Below are 16,342 nucleotides of genomic sequence, written 5' to 3'. Positions count from 1 at the left end.
CTCGATCAAGTACCAAGCATGGGAGATCAGGAGAAAACCGTCTTCTTGTCTTCTGCTGTTCCGGGCAGCCGCTGTTCCATAACAGCGTGATTGTTGCTATACGGCGGAGCCCCTCACCCGGGCGGGTGGTCGGGCGGGTCCCCGCCTCCCCCGCGCCGGGGCCGGAACGCGTAACCCCCCAGGCCCAGGCCGAACAGGACCATGCCCGAGGTCATGATCCATTCGTTCGAGCCCTCCGGACCGTAGACGCGGTTGGCCGCCCCCACGTCCACGGAGGGGACGGCCCGGTCGATCGGGCAGGAGGCGCGGTCCCTGCCGTAGAGGTAGACGTCGGCTCGAACGGGGCCGCCGGTCTCGGGCACGTAGGTGCCGTAACAGGTGCAGGACTCGTGCCCGGGATGCTCCACACAGTCCAACCGGGATCCCGTGAAGGTCCCCGGGGTCCCCTCGGCCCGCGCCGCGCGCAGGCTTCGGTCGGCGTTCGCGGCCCCCAGGGAGACGGTCAGCAGCGCCACGAGCAGCAGGATCCCGGTGAACACCGGGTCACGGCGCCGGGTCGGGCTCACCCGCGCACCCGCCCCGGTTCGCGGGCGCACGAACACCCCGGCGCCTCGCGCCCGGCGGTGTCCGGCCGCGAGTGCAGGTACATGGCCACGGCCATCGGGACGAAGACGACAGTGTTGTAGAACAGGTGCAGTTCCACCCGCGGGATCAGCATCTGGACGATGCTGACCGGCGCGTCGCCCCCGCCGATGTTGGCCCCGTTGGTGACCTGGACGAGCAGGATCAGGTGCTCGAAGTGGTGCCAGACCTGGAGCAGCAGGGACGCCGTCCACCAGGCCCGGCTCCTGCCGTGGAATCCGGGGAGGAGTAGCAGCAGTCCGACGAGCATCACGAACGCGTAGCCGTAGTGCATCCACTCGGAGGTGACCAGCCAGGGGAAGGGGATGCCCAGGACCCCCCGGGCCTCGGGCACGGGCCAGTCGAGCACGTAGACCTGGACGGCCTGGACGATGTGCTCGGCCCAATGGGCGACGACGACGACCAGGTAGATCCGCAGGCACAGCCGGTGCCCGTCGGTGTTGAGCGCGCGCAGGGCCCGGTTGCGGGGTCCGATGCCGGCGACGTTCTCGACGGGGGTCGCGCTCACGTTCTCGCGGGGGGCTCCGCTTGGGTCGTTCACTGGCCGTTCCTGCCTTCCGAGGTGGGGGTGGAGACCGGCTCCGCGCTGGAGACGGCTGGTTCCGTGGCGGATGCGGTGGGCCCCGCACCGGAGACGGCGGGCGCCGGGCCCCTGGTGAACACAGGTGCGGCCAACAGGACGGCTCCCCTCAGGACACAGGTGATGATGAGGGCGAAGAACAGGCCGAACACGATGTGGTTGACGACCAGGAGGCCGTACACCGCGGCCGTGGTCAGCCCGAAGACCACCTGGTTACGCGGTTTGGAGGGCGTCGTGCCCGGATCGGTGATCATGTAGTTGGTGAAGAGGATGAACGCGACGCCGGTCATCGGCAGTAGCGCCGCGACGAGCATGTGGTCCAGGAACAGCCACCGGAGCACGGCCTGGAGCGCGAACCCTCCCACCCAGCCGAGGATCAGCGGCCAGCGCTTGGTCAGGTTGACGTTGAGCATGGTTCCGGCCATGAGGATGCCCAACGGGATGAGCCAGTCCAGGGTGTCGACCGTGTTGTTCGTGAAGTGGTACGGCGGGGCGATGCCCACCCAGGGGAAGAGCAGCAGCGTCACCACGATCCCGAAGTTGGACGGGTTGAGGAAGTGCCTCTTGCGCCCGCCGACCGGGATGCGGAACACGTACTTGCTGCTCACCGCGATGGACACCGCGAACAGGTAGGGCCAGACGGAGGAGTTCCCCCACAGGAGCAGCGCGCAGGCCAGGCCCGCGATGTGCGTGGGGAGCAGGTGGTCGATCATCCGGACGAGCCCGCCCGCGTATCCGGGGGCCCGGTCGGCGGCCCGGGCGTCCAGGGTCTCCAGCGTCAGGTCGAGCACGTATCCGAACAGGACGGCCAGCACGGGGGTGACGGGCGCCTGCTCGAAGCCCAGGAGCAGGTGCCCCAGGACGGTGAACACGGTGATCGAGGTCGCGAACATGCGCAGGGCCAGGACCCGGCGGTCCAGCGGCGGGGCCTTCGGGCTCCCGGCCCCGCGTGGCGGGGCACCGCCGACCGCACCCGTGTCGGTGACGGTGGCGGTTGCGGTACCGGCGTCAGTTTCGGAACCGCCGGTGCGGGGTGTGGTCACGGTCATCGGACTACCGCCGTTCCGTCGTCGTCGAGCAGGATCGTGTGGGTCCCCGGACCGACCTCCAGGTCGGCGGTGTGCCCGGTTCCGTCGGCGTCGCGCCAGGAGACGGTGACCGGCAGGGACCCTTCGGGCGCGGCCAGGTGGACGATGGAGTCGGAGACCCCCACGTGACCGTTGGCGGGGTAAAGCTGGCGGCGCTGTTCCGGATCGCCGGAGCCGCCGGCGCGCACCGAGGCACCGATCGCCGGAACCCGCGCCCCGTCGACGGCCCCGGGGCGCACCAGGCGCAGAACGGCGGCGGGCGGAGCGTCCGGAGCCCGGTTCAGCAGGAGCCGGGAGTCCTGCCACTGGTTGGCGACCACCGCGTCCAGCAGTCCGTCACCGTTGACGTCGCCCAGGGCGAAGGACCGCGTGACGTCGTACTCGGCGATGCCGAGGGGCTCGGCGAGGTCGGCGTAGCTCCCGTCCCGGCCCCGGACCCAGAAGGGGTTGGTCTCGTTGCCTGACAGGTCGTCCCCCGCGGAGAAGTTCGGCCAGGCCCACGGGTACTTGAGCAGCTGGTCGTTGCCCATCGCGATCTCCTGCAGCTCCGGCCAGCGGGTCTGGTCACCCTGCAGGAAACCGGTGGCCTGGAGGATTTCGTCGGTACCGTCGTTGTCGAAGTCACCCGCCTTGATGTCCCAGGCCCAGCCGCTACGGGAGATCCCCAGTTCCTCGCTGGTCTCGGCGTAGGGAATCGTTCCGTCGAGGAGTTCGGAGCCCTCACCGGTCGGTGTGAAGGCGAGGTTGCTCTCATGGAGCGCGTAGGGGCTGGTGATGTTGCTGACGACGATCATGGGCAGATCCGCGCCCTCGTCATAGGTGAAGGCGACGCCCATACCCTTGAAGGAGCCGTTCCCCATGACCTGTGACTTCGGAGTCACCATGTCCCGGTCGCCCTTGACCGCCTCCAGCCGGACGTCTCCGGGCGCGGAGCGGTTGACGAGCATGTTGTCGTTGCCGAAGTCGTTGGCCAGGTAGACGTCCGGAACCCCGTTTCCGCTGAGGTCCTGGAATCCGATGGCCAGGGTCCACGCGGCGGTCACGTGCTCGGGAAGCGCGGTGCTGGCGTCGGTGAACGCCGGGGGTGTGTCCCCCTCCCCCGCGGGCTCGGTCAGCAGCAGGCGGTTGCGACCGCCGTTGGTGGCCAACCCCATGCTCTGCTGCATCTCCATACGGGTGTCGGCCTCGGCGTCGGGGTCGAGCACACTCGCGCCGTCGGGGAAGTAGTTGCCGACGAACACGTCCAGGTGTCCGTCGCCGTCGATGTCGGCGACGTTGAGCGCGGTCGTGTTCCACACCTGCATCGGCTCGACCATCTCGTGGGCGGTGAAGTTCGCCGTATCGGGCGTGGCCCCGGGGCCGGCCGTGTTCATGAACAGGACCGGGGAGCGGCCCCAGTAGTAGACCATGAGGTCCAGGTCGCCGTCCTCGTCCAGGTCCGCGGGCACGCACCCCATGGGCGCCATGGTGTGGTCGTAGGGCAGGCCCTGCGGGGTCAGGGCCACCACGGGGTAGTCGTCCGCACCGCTCCCGGGCGCGTTGCGCAGGGTCACACTGTCGTCCCGGGGATCGACCAGACACACGTCAGCGGATCGGCCCAGGCCGCGCAGGTCCAGGAGGGTTCCTCCCGCACCGACCGCGGAGATCCACCCCGCGAAGTGATCCAGACCCGGTGCGGTCTCGCGTTCGGTTCGCGCGCCCTCGGGCGCCGAGTTGATCATGAGGGAGTCGAAGGCGAAGGCAGCGGCCCGTCCGTCCCTCTCGGTGTCACTCACGGAGGGGCGCACGGTCAGGGTGCCCAACGCACCCACCAGCGCCAACGCGAGCGCTAGCGTCGCCAAACGGTACATCAGCCGCATGAAGGCTCCTAGAAAACGTCAGCGATGCCCTCTTCTGGATGGGCAACGCTGTCCAGAGTCCAGGAGATCAGTGCGGCATTTCCATATTCATTCTTGCCCTTTGCGGAAGAGGGCGACAGAAGTGCCCATCAACACAAGAAGAGGCCCTGAGCAGCACTTATGTCAGACATTACGCAAGAGGAAAAACCAGAGAACGGAGAGGGAAGGGCTCCGATCCGCCCCACGCCGAAGCTCTTCCCAGCACTCAGCGCGGGCGGGGGAGAACCGATTCCGGAATCACCCTTTTCCCCCGTTCCTACGGGCGAACTCCTCGGCCAACGACGAGCGCCACAACTCGTACCGGGGACGCTCGGGGCCGGTCTCCGGGACCTCGGGGCCGGGGCGCAGGCGGCGACACGTGCGCGCCGCTCCTTCCGTGTCCGTCCCGCACAACACGCCCGTGGCGATCTCGTTGTGCGGGACGACCAGATCCGCGCGCACCCGCGCCTCCGCCGCGAAGGCACTCCCCTGCGCGAGCTCCCACCGGTGTTCGCCCGCCCCCTCGCGAAGCCGCGCCAAGCCGTCCTCCCCGACACCGCCGGCGTAGGTGACGGCCAGACCGACACCCGCGTAGAGATCGGCCCGGCGCCCCGGCGGAAACGACTCGACCAGCGCTACGGCCGTGTCGGGGTCCGCCCCGGCGACGAACCACAGGGCCCTGCCGATGCCCTGGTCCGCGACGCGGAGCGCGTAGGTACCGTCACCGGTCCGCCGGGCCGCGCGATGGTCGCGCCGCCTTCGGCGCACGTACTCGTCGGTGTGGAAGTAGGCCTGGTGGAAACCGTATCCGTCGTGAACCAGCCACCGCAGGAGCGGATCCAGGGAGCGGGTGTCCGGCCACAACGGCCGCGGCAACCGGGCCATCGCCCAGCCGATGCCGATGTAGGCCATGTAGATGTGGTCCGAACCCGGCCCGTCGAGGAACCGCGGCGTCCTCCCCTTCCCCGGAAGCAGGCCGTCCAGGAGGGCGAAGCCCATGGCGGCGCCCTCGTAGGCGAAACCGCGGTAGCGGCGGTCCATCCCGACGAGTCCACGATCGGTGCGCTCCGGCGAAGCGGTCTCCACAGCGTCTCCGAGCCCGGTCAGGAAGGACGCCCCCACTGTCTCCAGGACCAGTCGGGCCTGGTCCCCCGCCTCGTGGAAACCCCTGACACCGAGTTCGACCTCGGTCGCTCCGGGGGTCATGATCCGGCGCCGAAGCGTACCCATCGCACTGGACACACCGTCCTCCTGCTCTCACGAGTGGTGTTCTCCTCCGCGCTTCCTATGCTCGCCGCGCGCGGGGCGGCGATCTACTCCGCGATTGCCGAAAGACGGCGCACTCGCGGCGGCGCCCCGCGGCTTCGCCCGCTCGGGTCAGGCCCGCACCGGCCTCGACGTGTCCGCGAGGGTCACGGCCACCGGTGGGTCGGCCTCCGCGGGAGGCTGCAGGGCCAGGTCGACGTGCGCGTGGCTCCCGGGCATGACACTGACGGATCTTCGGGTGGCCGCGGTGAGCACCCTCGTGTCCGCCCCCCTGATCCGCGGCGCCGCCACGGCGAGTACGTGGTGCGATCCGCTGGGCAGCCCTTCCATCTCGAACTCCGTCCGTCCCGACACCGGAAGGACCTGGAAGGCCACGGGCGATCTCTGCGGGGCCGCCTCGGAGAACACCCCGACCATCGCGTCCACCGCGCCCGCCGCCAGGGGGACCTCGATCGTTCCCCGGAGCGTGGTCGTGTGCCAGCACGGCAGGCTGGGGCGCCGACTCGCCGCCATCGCCATCTCCCCGGGTTCCGGCATGCGGGAGAAGTCGAAGGAGGCTGCGACGAGGAGCCTGGAGACGGTGGGATCCCGGTACTGGGTCGGCGACATGCCCACCACGCGGGTGAACCTGCTGGTGAAGGTGCCCACGCTGTTGTACCCGACACTGCACACGATGTCGGAGACCGTCAGGTCGGTGGTGAGAAGCAGGCGCTTGGCTGCGAAGAGCCGGACGGCCGTGAGATAGCGCCCCGGGGTCAGCCCGATAGCCCGCGAGAAGATCCTCGAGAAGTGATAGGGGCTCACGAACACCTCGGCGGCGATCTCATTCAGAGTAATGGGATCCGAGTAACGGCTCCGCATGATCCCCACAGCCCTACGAACGGATTCTTCCACTTTTGTCTCCTCACCGGAACCCGAGGGCCCAGACCAATATACAGAAACAGGGATTTCGACACAGAGAACAAAAACCAAGGACGGGAAAGAAGGCCGAGAACCCCTCGGAGACATCGAGATAAAACGTGGGCCACTCATTCCCCAAAAACCTCCCGCCATCGCTCTGCGTCAGCAACCGAACCCACCTGGAGAACAGGACCCAGCCGAGGAAGCCCGTACACCGCACCATGTTCACACCGACCCATCCGGGGCTCATCTTCCAGATTGCGGTATTCCGATCCGGGAAGCAACGAAAACCGGGGAACCCAATCCGGGTATCCAGGAGGCCGAAAAACATCGGAAGCAGGACGCCTCGAATAACATCAGCATTGCATGTTTCAACAGTTCACCCAGATGGGAACATGAATACGAACCAACGGAACGCCATCCCTGCAGGCACCCGGTCGCAGTGGAATGGCAAGTGATCATTTCGAGCCGGAATTCGACGGAAAACCGAAGCCGGAAGAGGGCCCTACCTGGGAAGAGCTGACCCGACGGGTCCCGACGGGCCCGACCGCCCACGCCCTGGCGCGCTGTCGGCCCCGTTCCGTACGCTGGCGGCCCGCCCGCTTTCGTGAGGAGTCAGGTTGAAGACCACCCGGCAGGAAGAGCCGCACGAGGAGCACCTCCGCTTCGCCCTCGCCCTGGACCCGGAGCTGGTCCGGGAGGGAGCCTCACACGTGTGGTCGCCGTACTCGGTCGGGGCCGTGCTCGGTCTGCTGGCCACCGGCGCGGGCGGCGCCACCCTGCGGGAGCTGGTGGACCTGGTCGCCCCGGTGGACGCCGATCCCCGGGGACACCTGGCGGCCCTGAACGCGGCGGTCGAGGCCGCCGACGGCCTGGACCTGGCCACCCTCAACGGCCTGTACGTGCCCGCGGACCTGCCGCTGCGCCCGGAGTTCGAGGAGCGGGTGGCGGGCCAGTCCAGTGCCGAGGTGGACCGGGTCGACTTCCGGGGAGACGCCGAGGGCGTGCGCCGGAAGGTCAACGGCCGGGTCTCGGAGGTCACCCAGGGGCTCGTCCCCGAGCTGCTCGTCCCCGGAACCGTCCACCCCGATGTGCGGATGCTGCTGGTCAACGCCCTGTGGGTGAAGATGGTGTGGCGGGAGCCCTTCGAGGTCTCCCGGACCCGCGACCTCGCCTTCCACGCGCCGGGCGGTACCCGCCGGGTCCCCACCATGCGGCGCACCGGCCAGATGACGTACGCCGAACACGCCGGCCTGCGGATGGTGACCCTGGAGGGCGGGCACGGGCTGGCCCTGGACGTGATCGTCCCCGGCTCCTCCGGCACCGGGACGCCCGTGTTGGCCCCGGACGAGCTGCGGGGGCTCTACCGGGCGCGTCGCCGGGAGCAGGTGAGCCTGGCGCTGCCGCGCTTCGCCGTGGAGACCGACACCTCGTTGCTCGAACCCCTGGCCGCCACGCCCGCGCACGTGCGCGCCCTGGCCACGGACCAGGCCGACTTCAGCGGGATCAGCGCCGAACCCCTCAAGGTCGACGCCATCGTGCACCAGGCCGTGCTGCGCGTGGACGAGAAGGGCGCCGAGGGCGCCGCGGCCACCGCCGCGGTCATGCTGATGTCCGCAGCGGTCCCGCCCAGGCCCAAGGAGTTCGTCGTGGACCGGCCGTTCCGGTTCGTGCTGCGCCGCCGGGGCGCCGTCCTGTTCACCGGCAGGGTGACCGACCCCGTCGACCCCGGACCCGCGTCCTGACACAGCCCCGCGCCCCGCGGACTCCGCACACACCGCCCGCACCCGTTCGCAGAAAGCCCTCGATGCGCCCGCCCCTCGACCCCGATCACGCCCACTTCGCCGCGTTCCTCGACTGGGCGCTGACCACACCCGGCACCTCGCACGTGTGGTCCCCGCACTCGGTGGGCACGGCCCTGGCCCTGCTCGCCCTGGGCTCCCGCGACGAGCTGAGACAGAATCTGACCCACGCGCTCGTCAACGGTCTGCTCGACGCCACGGACGAGGAGCGTGCCCTCGCTCTGACGGCCCACCTGTCCGAACTCGACAGCGCCGTGGCCCCGCCGGGGGCACGGGCCGCGGATCCCGACGTGGTCTCGGTGAACGGCCTCTACGTGAGCGCGGCGGAACCGGTTCTGCCCGGTTTCGAAGCCGTGCTGCGCGCCCGGCCCGGCTCGGGTGTGCGTTCCGTCGACTTCACGTCCGACCCGGAACGGGTCAGGGAGGACGTCAACGCAGCGGTGGGCGGGGCCACCCGCGGACTGATCCCCCAGGCCCTGCCACCGGGATCCGTCACCGCGGACACGGTGGCGGTGCTGGTGAACGCCCTGTGGGTGAGGATGGACTGGATCACCGCCTTCAGTTGCCACCGCACCACCGATCGCGTCTTCCACACACCGGACGGGGAGCGCGCGGTCCCCACCATGGTCAACACGATCAGCGCAGGGCACGCCCGCGCCGCCGGATGGCGCATGGTGACCCTGCCCGGCGAGCACGGCACCGCACTGGACGTCCTGATGCCCGAGGACGGTGTCACCGATCCACCGACACCGTCACCCGAAACCCTCTCCGGGCTGCACGAAGCGCTCAGGGTGGAACCGGTACGGGTGGCCCTGCCCAGGTTCCGCGTGGAGAGCTCCTTCGAACTCGCTCGGGACCTCGGGGAGATCCCCTTCCTGGACGTCTTCGGCGGGTTCCATCCGGAGCTGGACGGGATCACCGGCCACCCGCTCCGGTTGGACTCGATCGTGCACCAGGCAGTGCTGAGCGTGGACGAGGCCGGGGTGGAGGGCGCCGCCGTCACCGTGACGGCCGTGCCCGGTTCCGCGTCCAGGCCGCCCGAACCGGTCGCCTTCACCGTGGACCGGCCGTTCCGGTTCGTGCTGCGCCGCCGAGGCGCCGTCCTGTTCACCGGCAGGGTCCTGGATCCCGTGGACCCCGGCCCCGCGCAGACGGACCGCCGGGGCGTCCCCGCTCCCTGAACCCGCACCCGCCCGTGACCCCGGTCGCCCCCGGCCCACCGGGCCACCGGGCCACCGGTCGGCCGGGGCACGGGCTCCGAGGCGGTCAGGAGGGGTCCAGGAAGTCTCCCGTGACCTCGGCCAGAGCCTCGTGCGCCTCTTCGTCGGTCAGCTCCGGCGCGCTGTCACCGGACTGCTCGCCGTAGGCACCGAACTGGGCGTGGTTCATTCCCTCGATCACCTCGGTGACGGCGTTCTCCGGCAGGTACGGAGCTCTTTCGGCCATCTCGTCGGCGGTGAGCACACCGTCGTTCCCCCCTGCCACCGAGAGCACTCCGAGGTCGTCGCGCTCGGCCAGCCCCGAACTCTCGGTGGGGTAGGAGGCCCACAGGACCAGTCCCGCCCACTCGACGTCCCCGTCACCGCTGCCCAGGTACTGCGCGGCGAAGGCCCCGCCCATGGAGTGCCCGCCCAGGTACCACTCGGAGATCCCCGGCGCCGCCTCGACGGCGCTCTCACCGCGGGCGGGGTCGAACAGGGCCAGGTTGAGGCGCAGGTCGGGCACCACCACCGTGGCCCCGCTCCGGGCCACCACCGGCGCCCAGGCGGCCGCGTAGGCCTCGGCCTCCACCCGAGCCCCGGGGTAGAAGACCACCCCGACCCCCGAGGGGTCCTCGGCCGGGGCGATCACCACGCTGCCGTCCCGGCGCTCCACGACGACGGCCGGGTCCTCCTCGGCCCGGAGCAGCGGCCCCGGCTCGGCGCGGTAGGGGGTGAGCGCCCAGACCGCGAAGGCCACCCCGGCCACCAGCAGCAGCGCCGTGAGCACCGCAGTCGTCCACAGCAGGGCGCGAACGCCCCTGCTCCTGTTCCTGGCCATGACGGCCCCTCCATCGGTGAGAACGACCACCGGGGACCCCGGTGGCTCAGGTGTCGAAGACCTCGAACAAGGTGGCCAGCGGCACGCCGGCCCGCTCCCCCGCGCGGACCGCGGCCTCCCGCAGGAAGGTCTTCTGGTCGAATCCGTCCAAGTTGGCGAGGTAGACCTCGTGCGCGTCCAGGGACGCGATGCCCGCGGCGAGGTCGTCCTCGTCCAGCTCCACGAAGTGGGTGGCGGACGGGGACGCGCCGAAGGCCGCGAAGCGCACACCCGACCAGGGTTCCTGTCCCTCGACCAGCTGTTCGATGAACACCCACCGGTTGGCGGCGTCGCGGACCGCGTCCAGCAGGGCGGGGCCCAGGACACGGTGGTCGGCGTGGTTGAACCCCCCACCCCCGTCGAAGTACTCACGGAAGTTGATGGAGACGACCACGTCGGGCCTGTGCCGGCGGATCGCCCCGGCCAGGGCTCTGCGCAGCGGAAGCCCGTACTCGAGGGTGCCGTCGGGGAAGTCCAGGAACTCCACCGTGGCCGCGCCCACGGCCGCGGCCGAGGCGCGCTGCTCCGCCATCCGCAGGGAGGCGCAGGCGCCCGGGTCCAGGGAGTCGATCCCGGCCTCGCCCTTGGTCACCAGGAGCTCGACCACGTCCTTGCCCTGGGCGGTCCAGCGGTGGATCGCCGAGGACGCGCCGAACTCCAGGTCGTCGGGATGGGCGACCACCGCCAGGACACGTTCCCAGTCCTCGGGAAGCGGCCGGGGGGCGCTGTTCTGCGTCGTCTGTGTCATGAAGCACACACTACGGAACGGCGCACCCCCGGGCACGGTTGTCCACAGGACGATCTGCCGAGAACCCGGTCTTCCGCGAACCGGGCCCCCGGCCCGCGCCCCTCAGGAAGTGCTGGGAGGACCGCTCGCCGAGCCGTTGGGCGAGCCGCCCGCGTTGCCGCGCTGGGCCGCCTGCTGTGCGGCGCGCTGCTGTGCGGCGGCCGCCATCTGCTCCTGGATCTTCTTCGGCACCGTGATCTGCAGCAGCTCACTGGGCGGTACCGGCTGGTCGCCGCGCACCACCACGATGTTGGCGAAGACCTGCTCGATCTCGGACATCATCTCGGGCTTGGTGGCGCCCTCGCCGCGGATGACACCGCGCAGCACCCAGCGCGGGCCGTCCACGCCGATGAAGCGCACCCGCTGCCCCAGCTGCCTGCCGTCCTCGGTCTTCTTCCCCTTGATGGGGATGAGCGCCTGGAGCTCGGGGCCGAAGGTCCCGTCGTGGTCCTCGGCCTTGCCGCCCTGCGCGGTGACCTGCTCGCGCAGTTCCTCACGCATCTCGTCCCACAGCCCGGAGGACTTGGGCGCGGCGAAGGGCTGCACCTGCAACGCGGTCTTGCCGCGCACCAGGGTGACCCCGATGATCTTCTGCTTGTTCTGCTTGTCCTGGGCGACGTTCACCTGGATCTCGGTGCCCTGCTCCATCGGCAGGAGCATGCTGCCCAGGTCCATCCGGTCGGCCTCGGGGACGTCCTCGGTGGAGTCCCACGGACCGGTCCGACGGTACTGGTCCGCGTCCTTGGCGGGCTGTTCCGAAGCACGCTCCGGCTCGATCTCGTTGTCGAACGAGACCGCGCCGGCGGCGCCCTGCCGCTTCGGCCGGGCCTCCGTCTCCGTGGCTCTCTCGGTCTCTTTGTCCCGCTTCTTGCGGCGGCGTCCAAACACGCCTTCACCTCTCCGCTTGTTCCGTAGGTCCCGGGATCACACCGGGGAGTGGGGGACGTTCACCGCTGCGCGGTGTGGCCCCCGGTCGAACCGAAACCACCCGCACCGCGCACCGAGTCGGGGAGCGTGTCCGCCTCGACGAACACCGCCCGCTCCACGCGCTGGATCACCAGCTGCGCGATCCGGTCGCCCCGTGCGAGCTTGACCGGGGTGCCGGTGTCGGTGTTGAGCAGGGTCACCCTGATCTCGCCCCGGTATCCGGCGTCGACGGTGCCCGGGGCGTTGACGATCGTGACCCCGTGCCGGGCGGCGAGCCCTGAGCGCGGGTGCACGAAGGCCGCGTAGCCGTCGGGCAGGGCGATGGCCAGACCGGTGGGGACGGTCGCCCGTTCACCGGGTTCGAGATGGACGTCGGTGGCGGCGTACAGGTCCGCGCCCGCGTCGCCCGGGTGGGCGTACTCGGGCAGGGGGAGGCCGGGGTCCAGGCGACGGACCGTGATCGGCAGCCGTCCGCCTTCCAGGGATGAGGTACTCACATTCGCCGAGCCTATCGCTCCCCGGGCGCTGCCTTGGTGCTCAGCGTGCCGGTGGGCCCGCGGCGCGGGTGTACGGGGGCGTTCCGGGGCCGGACACGGCGACGGGGCGGGCCCGAGGTGTGCTCGGACCCGCCCCGTGAGTGCCGGTGTCGCTACCGGTGCCGACCTACTCGGGCGCCTCGGTGGGCTCGGCCAGCGTCACCTCGACGCTGAGATCGCCGTCGTCGGTGGTCTCGAACTCGATCCCGGCGGTGCGGCCGGCCGCCGCGATGTCAGCGGATGCGGCACGGGCGGCCTCGGCCTGCTTGCCGCGCACGCGGACGTTGTCGACCTCGGCGCGCATGGACAGCTTGGCCTCGGACTTGGCCTTGCGGACCGAGCGCAGCACCTCGGCGGTGGCGGCCAGGACGGCCGGGTCACCGCCGGCGGCCGCGGCGCGGTACTCGGCGGCCTCGGGCCAGCTCTGGGCGTGCACCGAACCGTCCTGCCACCAGCTCCAGACCTCGTCGGTGACGAAGGGGACGAAGGGGGCGAAGAGCTTGTGCAGGGCGCCCAGGGCGATGAGCAGCGCGGCGCGGGCGGAGGCGCCCACGGCGGACTCGGTGTCGTAGGCCCGGGTCTTGACAAGCTCCAGGTAGTCATCGCAGAAGTCCCAGAAGAAGCGCTCGGTGCGCTCCAGGGCCCGGGTGTGGTCGTAGGCGACGAAGGCGACGGTGGCCTCCTCGACCACATCGGCCAGCGCGGCCAGCATGGCCCGGTCCAGGGGCTCGGTGACCTGCGCGGGGTCGGTGGTGGCGTTCTCACCGGCGACCGACATGACGAACTTGCTGGCGTTGAGGATCTTGATGGACAGCCGTCGGCCGACCTTCATCTGGCCCTCGTCCATGGCGGTGTCGGTGCCCAGGCGGCCGCTGGCCGCCCAGTACCGGACCGCGTCGGAGCTGTACTTCTCCAGCAGCGCGACCGGGGTGACGACGTTGCCCTTGGACTTGGACATCTTCTTGCGGTCCGGGTCCAGGATCCAGCCGGAGATGCCCGTGGTGTTCCAGGGCAGGCTGTCGTTCTCGAAGTGGGCGCGGACCACGGTGGAGAACAGCCAGGTGCGGATGATGTCCTGGCCCTGCGGGCGGAAGTCCATCGGGAAGACCCGCTCGAACAGGTCCTGGTCGCGTTCCCACCCGGAGGCGATCTGCGGGGAGAGCGAGGAGGTCGCCCAGGTGTCCATGACGTCGGGATCTCCCATGAACCCGTTCGCCTGGCCGCGCTGGTCCTCGGTGTATCCGGCGGGCGCCTGCGAGCTGGGGTCGACGGGCAGCTGGTCCTCGGTGGGCAGCAGCGGCCGGTCGTAGTCCGGGTTGCCTTCGGCGTCCAGCGGATACCAGACCGGGAAGGGGACGCCGAAGAACCGCTGGCGGCTGATCAGCCAGTCGCCGTTGAGGCCCTCGACCCAGTTCTCGTAGCGCTGGCGCATGTGCTCGGGGTGCCAGGAGAGCTCGCGGCCGCGCTCGATGAGCTGGGCGCGGATGTTCTCGTCCCGGCCGCCGTTGCGGATGTACCACTGGCGGGTGGTGACGATCTCGAGGGGCTTGTCGCCCTTCTCGTAGAACTTCACCGGGTGGGTGATGGGCTTGGGCTCGCCCACCAGGTCACCGCTGGCCCTGAGCAGCTCGACGGTGCGCTCGCGCGCGGTGTGGACGGTGGCCCCGGCCAGCTGGGCGTAGGCCTCGCGGGCGGCGTCGGAGTCGACGCCCTTGGGCGGGTCGGCGATGACGCGGCCGTCCCAGCCGATGATGGGGCGGGTCTCCAGCTGGAGCTCGCGCCACCAGGTGACGTCGGTGGTGTCACCGAAGGTGCAGATCATCGCGATGCCGGACCCCTTCTCGGGGTCGGCGAGGCGGTGCGCCCGGACGGGGACCTCGACGCCGAAGACCGGGGTGGTCACGGTGGTGCCGAACAGGTCCTGGTAGCGCTCGTCGTCGGGGTGGGCGACCAGCGCGACACAGGCGGCCAGCAGCTCGGGGCGGGTGGTCTCGATGTGGACCGGGGTGCCGTCGGGCTTGTGGAAGGCGACCTTGTGGTAGGCGCTGGGACGCTCCCGGTCCTCCAGCTCGGCCTGGGCGACGGCGGTGCGGAAGGTGACGTCCCACAGGGTGGGCGCCTCCGACATGTAGGCCTCACCGCGGGCCAGGTTGCGCAGGAAGGCGCGCTGGGCGGCGGCGCGGGAGTTGTCGTCGATGGTGGCGTAGGTGTGCCGCCAGTCGACGCTCAGCCCCAGACGGCGCCAGATGGACTCGAAGACCTTCTCGTCCTCGACCGTGAGGATGTCGCACAGCTCGATGAAGTTGCGGCGCGAGATCGGGATCTGCCGCTTGGGGTCGGGCTTCTCCGGCGGCTGGAAGTCCGGGTCGTAGGGGACCGAGGGGTCACAGCGGACGCCGTAGTAGTTCTGGACCCTGCGCTCGGTGGGCAGACCGTTGTCGTCCCAGCCCATGGGGTAGAAGACGGCCTTGCCGTTCATCCGCTGGAAACGCGCGACGGTGTCGGTGTGCGTGTAGGAGAACACGTGGCCGATGTGCAGCGAACCCGAGACCGTGGGCGGCGGGGTGTCGATCGAGTAGACGTCCTCGCGGCTGCGGGTGCGGTCGAAGTGGTAGACGCCGGACTCATCCCATACGTCGACCCACTTCGCCTCGATACCGTCCAGCGAAGGCTTGTCGGGCATGCGGAAGGAATGAGAGCGGTTGGTCATGGGGGCAATGTTAGTGCTCCTGCGACCCTGGTCGCTCCCGCTTTTCCGCCCCGGGCGGGGAAAACGGGGTGATCCCGACCGCGGCCGACGCTGCGGGGGCGGGGGCGGCGTGAAAGGATTCCCGTGCAGACGTTGCGCCTTCGCGCGCACCATCGTACGCACAAGGGAACGGTGAACGATTCACATGGCTAAGAAGGACGGTGAGGTCGGACCGGTCGTCCTCGGACTCATCGCGGGGTTCGCGGCCGAGTTCGTCACGCGCAAGGCTCTGACCTTCGCCTGGACGCGCGCGACCGGTGAGGAGCCGCCGACGGACCTGGAGTCCCCGGACGTCAGCCTGGGCCGGGCCCTCAGCTGGGCCGTGATGGCGGGTGTCGGCGTGGAGGTCGCCAGGGTGCTAGCCGTACGCGCCGCCCGCAAGCAGCTGGTCGGGTCGGGCGGACGCGACCTGGAGGTCTGAGCCCGTGCCCTGACCGGGCACGTAGCGACGACGGTGGGCGGCTCACCACACTGGGGATCCCCCATGTGCGGTCGGCCGTCCACCGTCGTGCTGTGCGCCGCCGTGCTGCGTGCCGACCGGTCGGGCCGGCCGGGCCCCGGCTGGGGGGAAGACGCGCGATGCGCCCCCGGAGGGGACGCATCGGATCGCGGCTCGGGTGTCCCCGGTCGTGACCGACAGCCGATGGTCGAACAGTTCCTGTCCCGCGTCCCTCAGCGTCCTCGAGGGCTGTGGGGCGCCGTGCACGAACCCGTCGCCGTCGGTGTCAGGCGCATTCCTTGCAGACCAGCTGACCGGCGCGCTGCTCAGCGAGCTGACTGCGGTGGTGCACCAGGAAGCAGCGCGAGCAGGTGAACTCATCAGCCTGGCGGGGAAGCACGCGCACAGCGAGCTCCTCGCCGGACAGGTCGGCACCGGGCAGTTCCATGCCCTCGGCCACCTCGTCGGGGTCGACGTCGATGGTGCCGGTGCCCTTGTCCACGCGCCGCGCCTGCAGCTCCTGGAGGCTGTCCTCGTTGATGTCCTCGTCAGTCTTGCGCGGGCTGTCGTAGTCGGTCGCCATCTCTGCTAACTCCATCCCCCTCGTTTAGTGCCTCGTCGCGCGGGTGTAACGCTTGAGAGACCTTCGTTGTGCCCGGATCGGCCGATG

General features: G+C 70.3%; 15 protein-coding genes. 3 read left to right on the top strand and 12 right to left on the bottom strand.

Features of this window, described 5'->3' with window-relative positions; genetic code table 11:
- Window positions 1-113: 113 nt before the first annotated feature.
- The 6 genes from D458_RS33785 to D458_RS33775 all read right to left on the bottom strand — a co-directional run bounded on the left by D458_RS33785 (window position 114) and on the right by D458_RS33775 (window position 6,314).
- On the bottom strand, window positions 114-566 hold the full coding sequence (locus D458_RS33785) for a hypothetical protein (protein WP_152521180.1): 453 nt from the start codon (window positions 564-566) through the stop codon (window positions 114-116).
- Window positions 563-1,183: a hypothetical protein gene (locus D458_RS0120200; protein ID WP_017588551.1), complete on the bottom strand. Its 621-nt coding sequence runs from the start codon at window positions 1,181-1,183 to the stop codon at window positions 563-565. Before D458_RS0120200 ends, D458_RS33785 begins: the two co-directional genes overlap by 4 nt.
- Window positions 1,180-2,271, bottom strand: coding sequence for a hypothetical protein (locus D458_RS33780; RefSeq protein WP_017588550.1), 1,092 nt, complete (start codon window positions 2,269-2,271; stop codon window positions 1,180-1,182). The genes D458_RS0120200 and D458_RS33780 overlap by 4 nt, the downstream gene beginning before the upstream one ends.
- On the bottom strand, window positions 2,268-4,169 hold the full coding sequence (locus D458_RS0120190; protein WP_017588549.1) for an FG-GAP-like repeat-containing protein: 1,902 nt from the start codon (window positions 4,167-4,169) through the stop codon (window positions 2,268-2,270). The genes D458_RS33780 and D458_RS0120190 overlap by 4 nt, the downstream gene beginning before the upstream one ends.
- A 276-nt stretch (window positions 4,170-4,445) precedes the next feature.
- Window positions 4,446-5,429, bottom strand: coding sequence for a DUF1702 family protein (locus D458_RS0120185; RefSeq protein WP_026119510.1), 984 nt, complete (start codon window positions 5,427-5,429; stop codon window positions 4,446-4,448).
- A gap of 135 nt (window positions 5,430-5,564) precedes the next feature.
- The gene (locus D458_RS33775; protein WP_152521200.1) at window positions 5,565-6,314 is read right to left on the bottom strand and encodes a helix-turn-helix transcriptional regulator; all 750 of its coding nucleotides are present in this window, start codon (window positions 6,312-6,314) and stop codon (window positions 5,565-5,567) included.
- A gap of 659 nt (window positions 6,315-6,973) precedes the next feature.
- Here D458_RS33775 and D458_RS0120175 point away from each other — a divergent pair.
- Both D458_RS0120175 and D458_RS0120170 read left to right on the top strand, forming a co-directional pair.
- Window positions 6,974-8,098 (top strand): serpin family protein, encoded by a 1,125-nt coding sequence (locus D458_RS0120175; protein WP_017588546.1) that lies wholly within the window; start codon window positions 6,974-6,976, stop codon window positions 8,096-8,098.
- Window positions 8,099-8,160: 62 nt separating this feature from the next.
- Window positions 8,161-9,336 carry a serpin family protein gene (locus tag D458_RS0120170; protein WP_017588545.1) on the top strand — a complete coding sequence of 392 codons (1,176 nt, stop codon included), beginning with the start codon at window positions 8,161-8,163 and terminating at the stop codon, window positions 9,334-9,336.
- Between the two features lie 85 nt (window positions 9,337-9,421).
- On the opposite strand, the gene D458_RS0120165 is transcribed toward D458_RS0120170, so the two are convergent.
- From D458_RS0120165 to valS, 5 genes are all read right to left on the bottom strand, one after another.
- Entirely contained in the window at window positions 9,422-10,195 is a 774-nt protein-coding gene (locus tag D458_RS0120165) for an alpha/beta hydrolase (protein WP_083936366.1), read from the bottom strand.
- A gap of 46 nt (window positions 10,196-10,241) precedes the next feature.
- Window positions 10,242-10,982, bottom strand: a complete 741-nt coding sequence (locus tag D458_RS0120160; RefSeq protein WP_026119508.1) for a PIG-L deacetylase family protein — start codon at window positions 10,980-10,982, stop codon at window positions 10,242-10,244.
- Between the two features lie 102 nt (window positions 10,983-11,084).
- Entirely contained in the window at window positions 11,085-11,909 is an 825-nt protein-coding gene (locus D458_RS0120155) for a DUF3710 domain-containing protein (protein ID WP_017588542.1), read from the bottom strand.
- A 59-nt stretch (window positions 11,910-11,968) separates the two neighbouring features.
- Window positions 11,969-12,445, bottom strand: a complete 477-nt coding sequence (dut, locus tag D458_RS0120150; protein WP_017588541.1) for a dUTP diphosphatase — start codon at window positions 12,443-12,445, stop codon at window positions 11,969-11,971.
- Between the two features lie 166 nt (window positions 12,446-12,611).
- Complete coding sequence (gene valS, locus D458_RS0120145; protein ID WP_017588540.1) at window positions 12,612-15,194, bottom strand: valine--tRNA ligase; 2,583 nt, start codon at window positions 15,192-15,194, stop codon at window positions 12,612-12,614.
- A 184-nt stretch (window positions 15,195-15,378) separates the two neighbouring features.
- On the opposite strand from valS, the gene D458_RS0120140 reads away from it, so the two are divergent.
- A complete protein-coding gene (locus D458_RS0120140) occupies window positions 15,379-15,654 on the top strand; it encodes a DUF4235 domain-containing protein (protein WP_017588539.1) in 276 nt (91 codons plus the stop codon).
- A gap of 304 nt (window positions 15,655-15,958) precedes the next feature.
- Here D458_RS0120140 and D458_RS0120135 read toward each other — a convergent pair whose 3' ends face one another.
- Window positions 15,959-16,255 (bottom strand): DUF4193 domain-containing protein, encoded by a 297-nt coding sequence (locus D458_RS0120135; RefSeq protein WP_013153901.1) that lies wholly within the window; start codon window positions 16,253-16,255, stop codon window positions 15,959-15,961.
- Window positions 16,256-16,342 lie beyond the last annotated feature (87 nt).

The sequence above is a fragment of the Nocardiopsis ganjiahuensis DSM 45031 genome, assembly GCF_000341085.1.
In the GTDB taxonomy this organism is placed as follows: domain Bacteria; phylum Actinomycetota; class Actinomycetes; order Streptosporangiales; family Streptosporangiaceae; genus Nocardiopsis; species Nocardiopsis ganjiahuensis.
Note: the sequence above shows the minus strand (reverse complement) of the source record. Positions and strands in the feature narration are given on the sequence as shown.

Bases quoted from the DNA above. Each gene is read 5' to 3' on its own strand.
- D458_RS33780 (WP_017588550.1), bottom strand. From the start codon at position 2,271: ATGACCGTGACCACACCCCGCACCGGCGGTTCCGAAACTGACGCCGGT.
- D458_RS0120190 (WP_017588549.1), bottom strand. From the start codon at position 4,169: ATGCGGCTGATGTACCGTTTGGCGACGCTAGCGCTCGCGTTGGCGCTG.
- D458_RS33775 (WP_152521200.1), bottom strand. From the start codon at position 6,314: ATGCGGAGCCGTTACTCGGATCCCATTACTCTGAATGAGATCGCCGCC.
- D458_RS0120170 (WP_017588545.1), top strand. From the start codon at position 8,161: ATGCGCCCGCCCCTCGACCCCGATCACGCCCACTTCGCCGCGTTCCTC.
- D458_RS0120165 (WP_083936366.1), bottom strand. From the start codon at position 10,195: ATGGCCAGGAACAGGAGCAGGGGCGTTCGCGCCCTGCTGTGGACGACT.
- D458_RS0120160 (WP_026119508.1), bottom strand. From the start codon at position 10,982: ATGACACAGACGACGCAGAACAGCGCCCCCCGGCCGCTTCCCGAGGAC.
- valS (WP_017588540.1), bottom strand. From the start codon at position 15,194: ATGACCAACCGCTCTCATTCCTTCCGCATGCCCGACAAGCCTTCGCTG.
- D458_RS0120140 (WP_017588539.1), top strand. From the start codon at position 15,379: ATGGCTAAGAAGGACGGTGAGGTCGGACCGGTCGTCCTCGGACTCATC.
- D458_RS0120135 (WP_013153901.1), bottom strand. From the start codon at position 16,255: ATGGCGACCGACTACGACAGCCCGCGCAAGACTGACGAGGACATCAAC.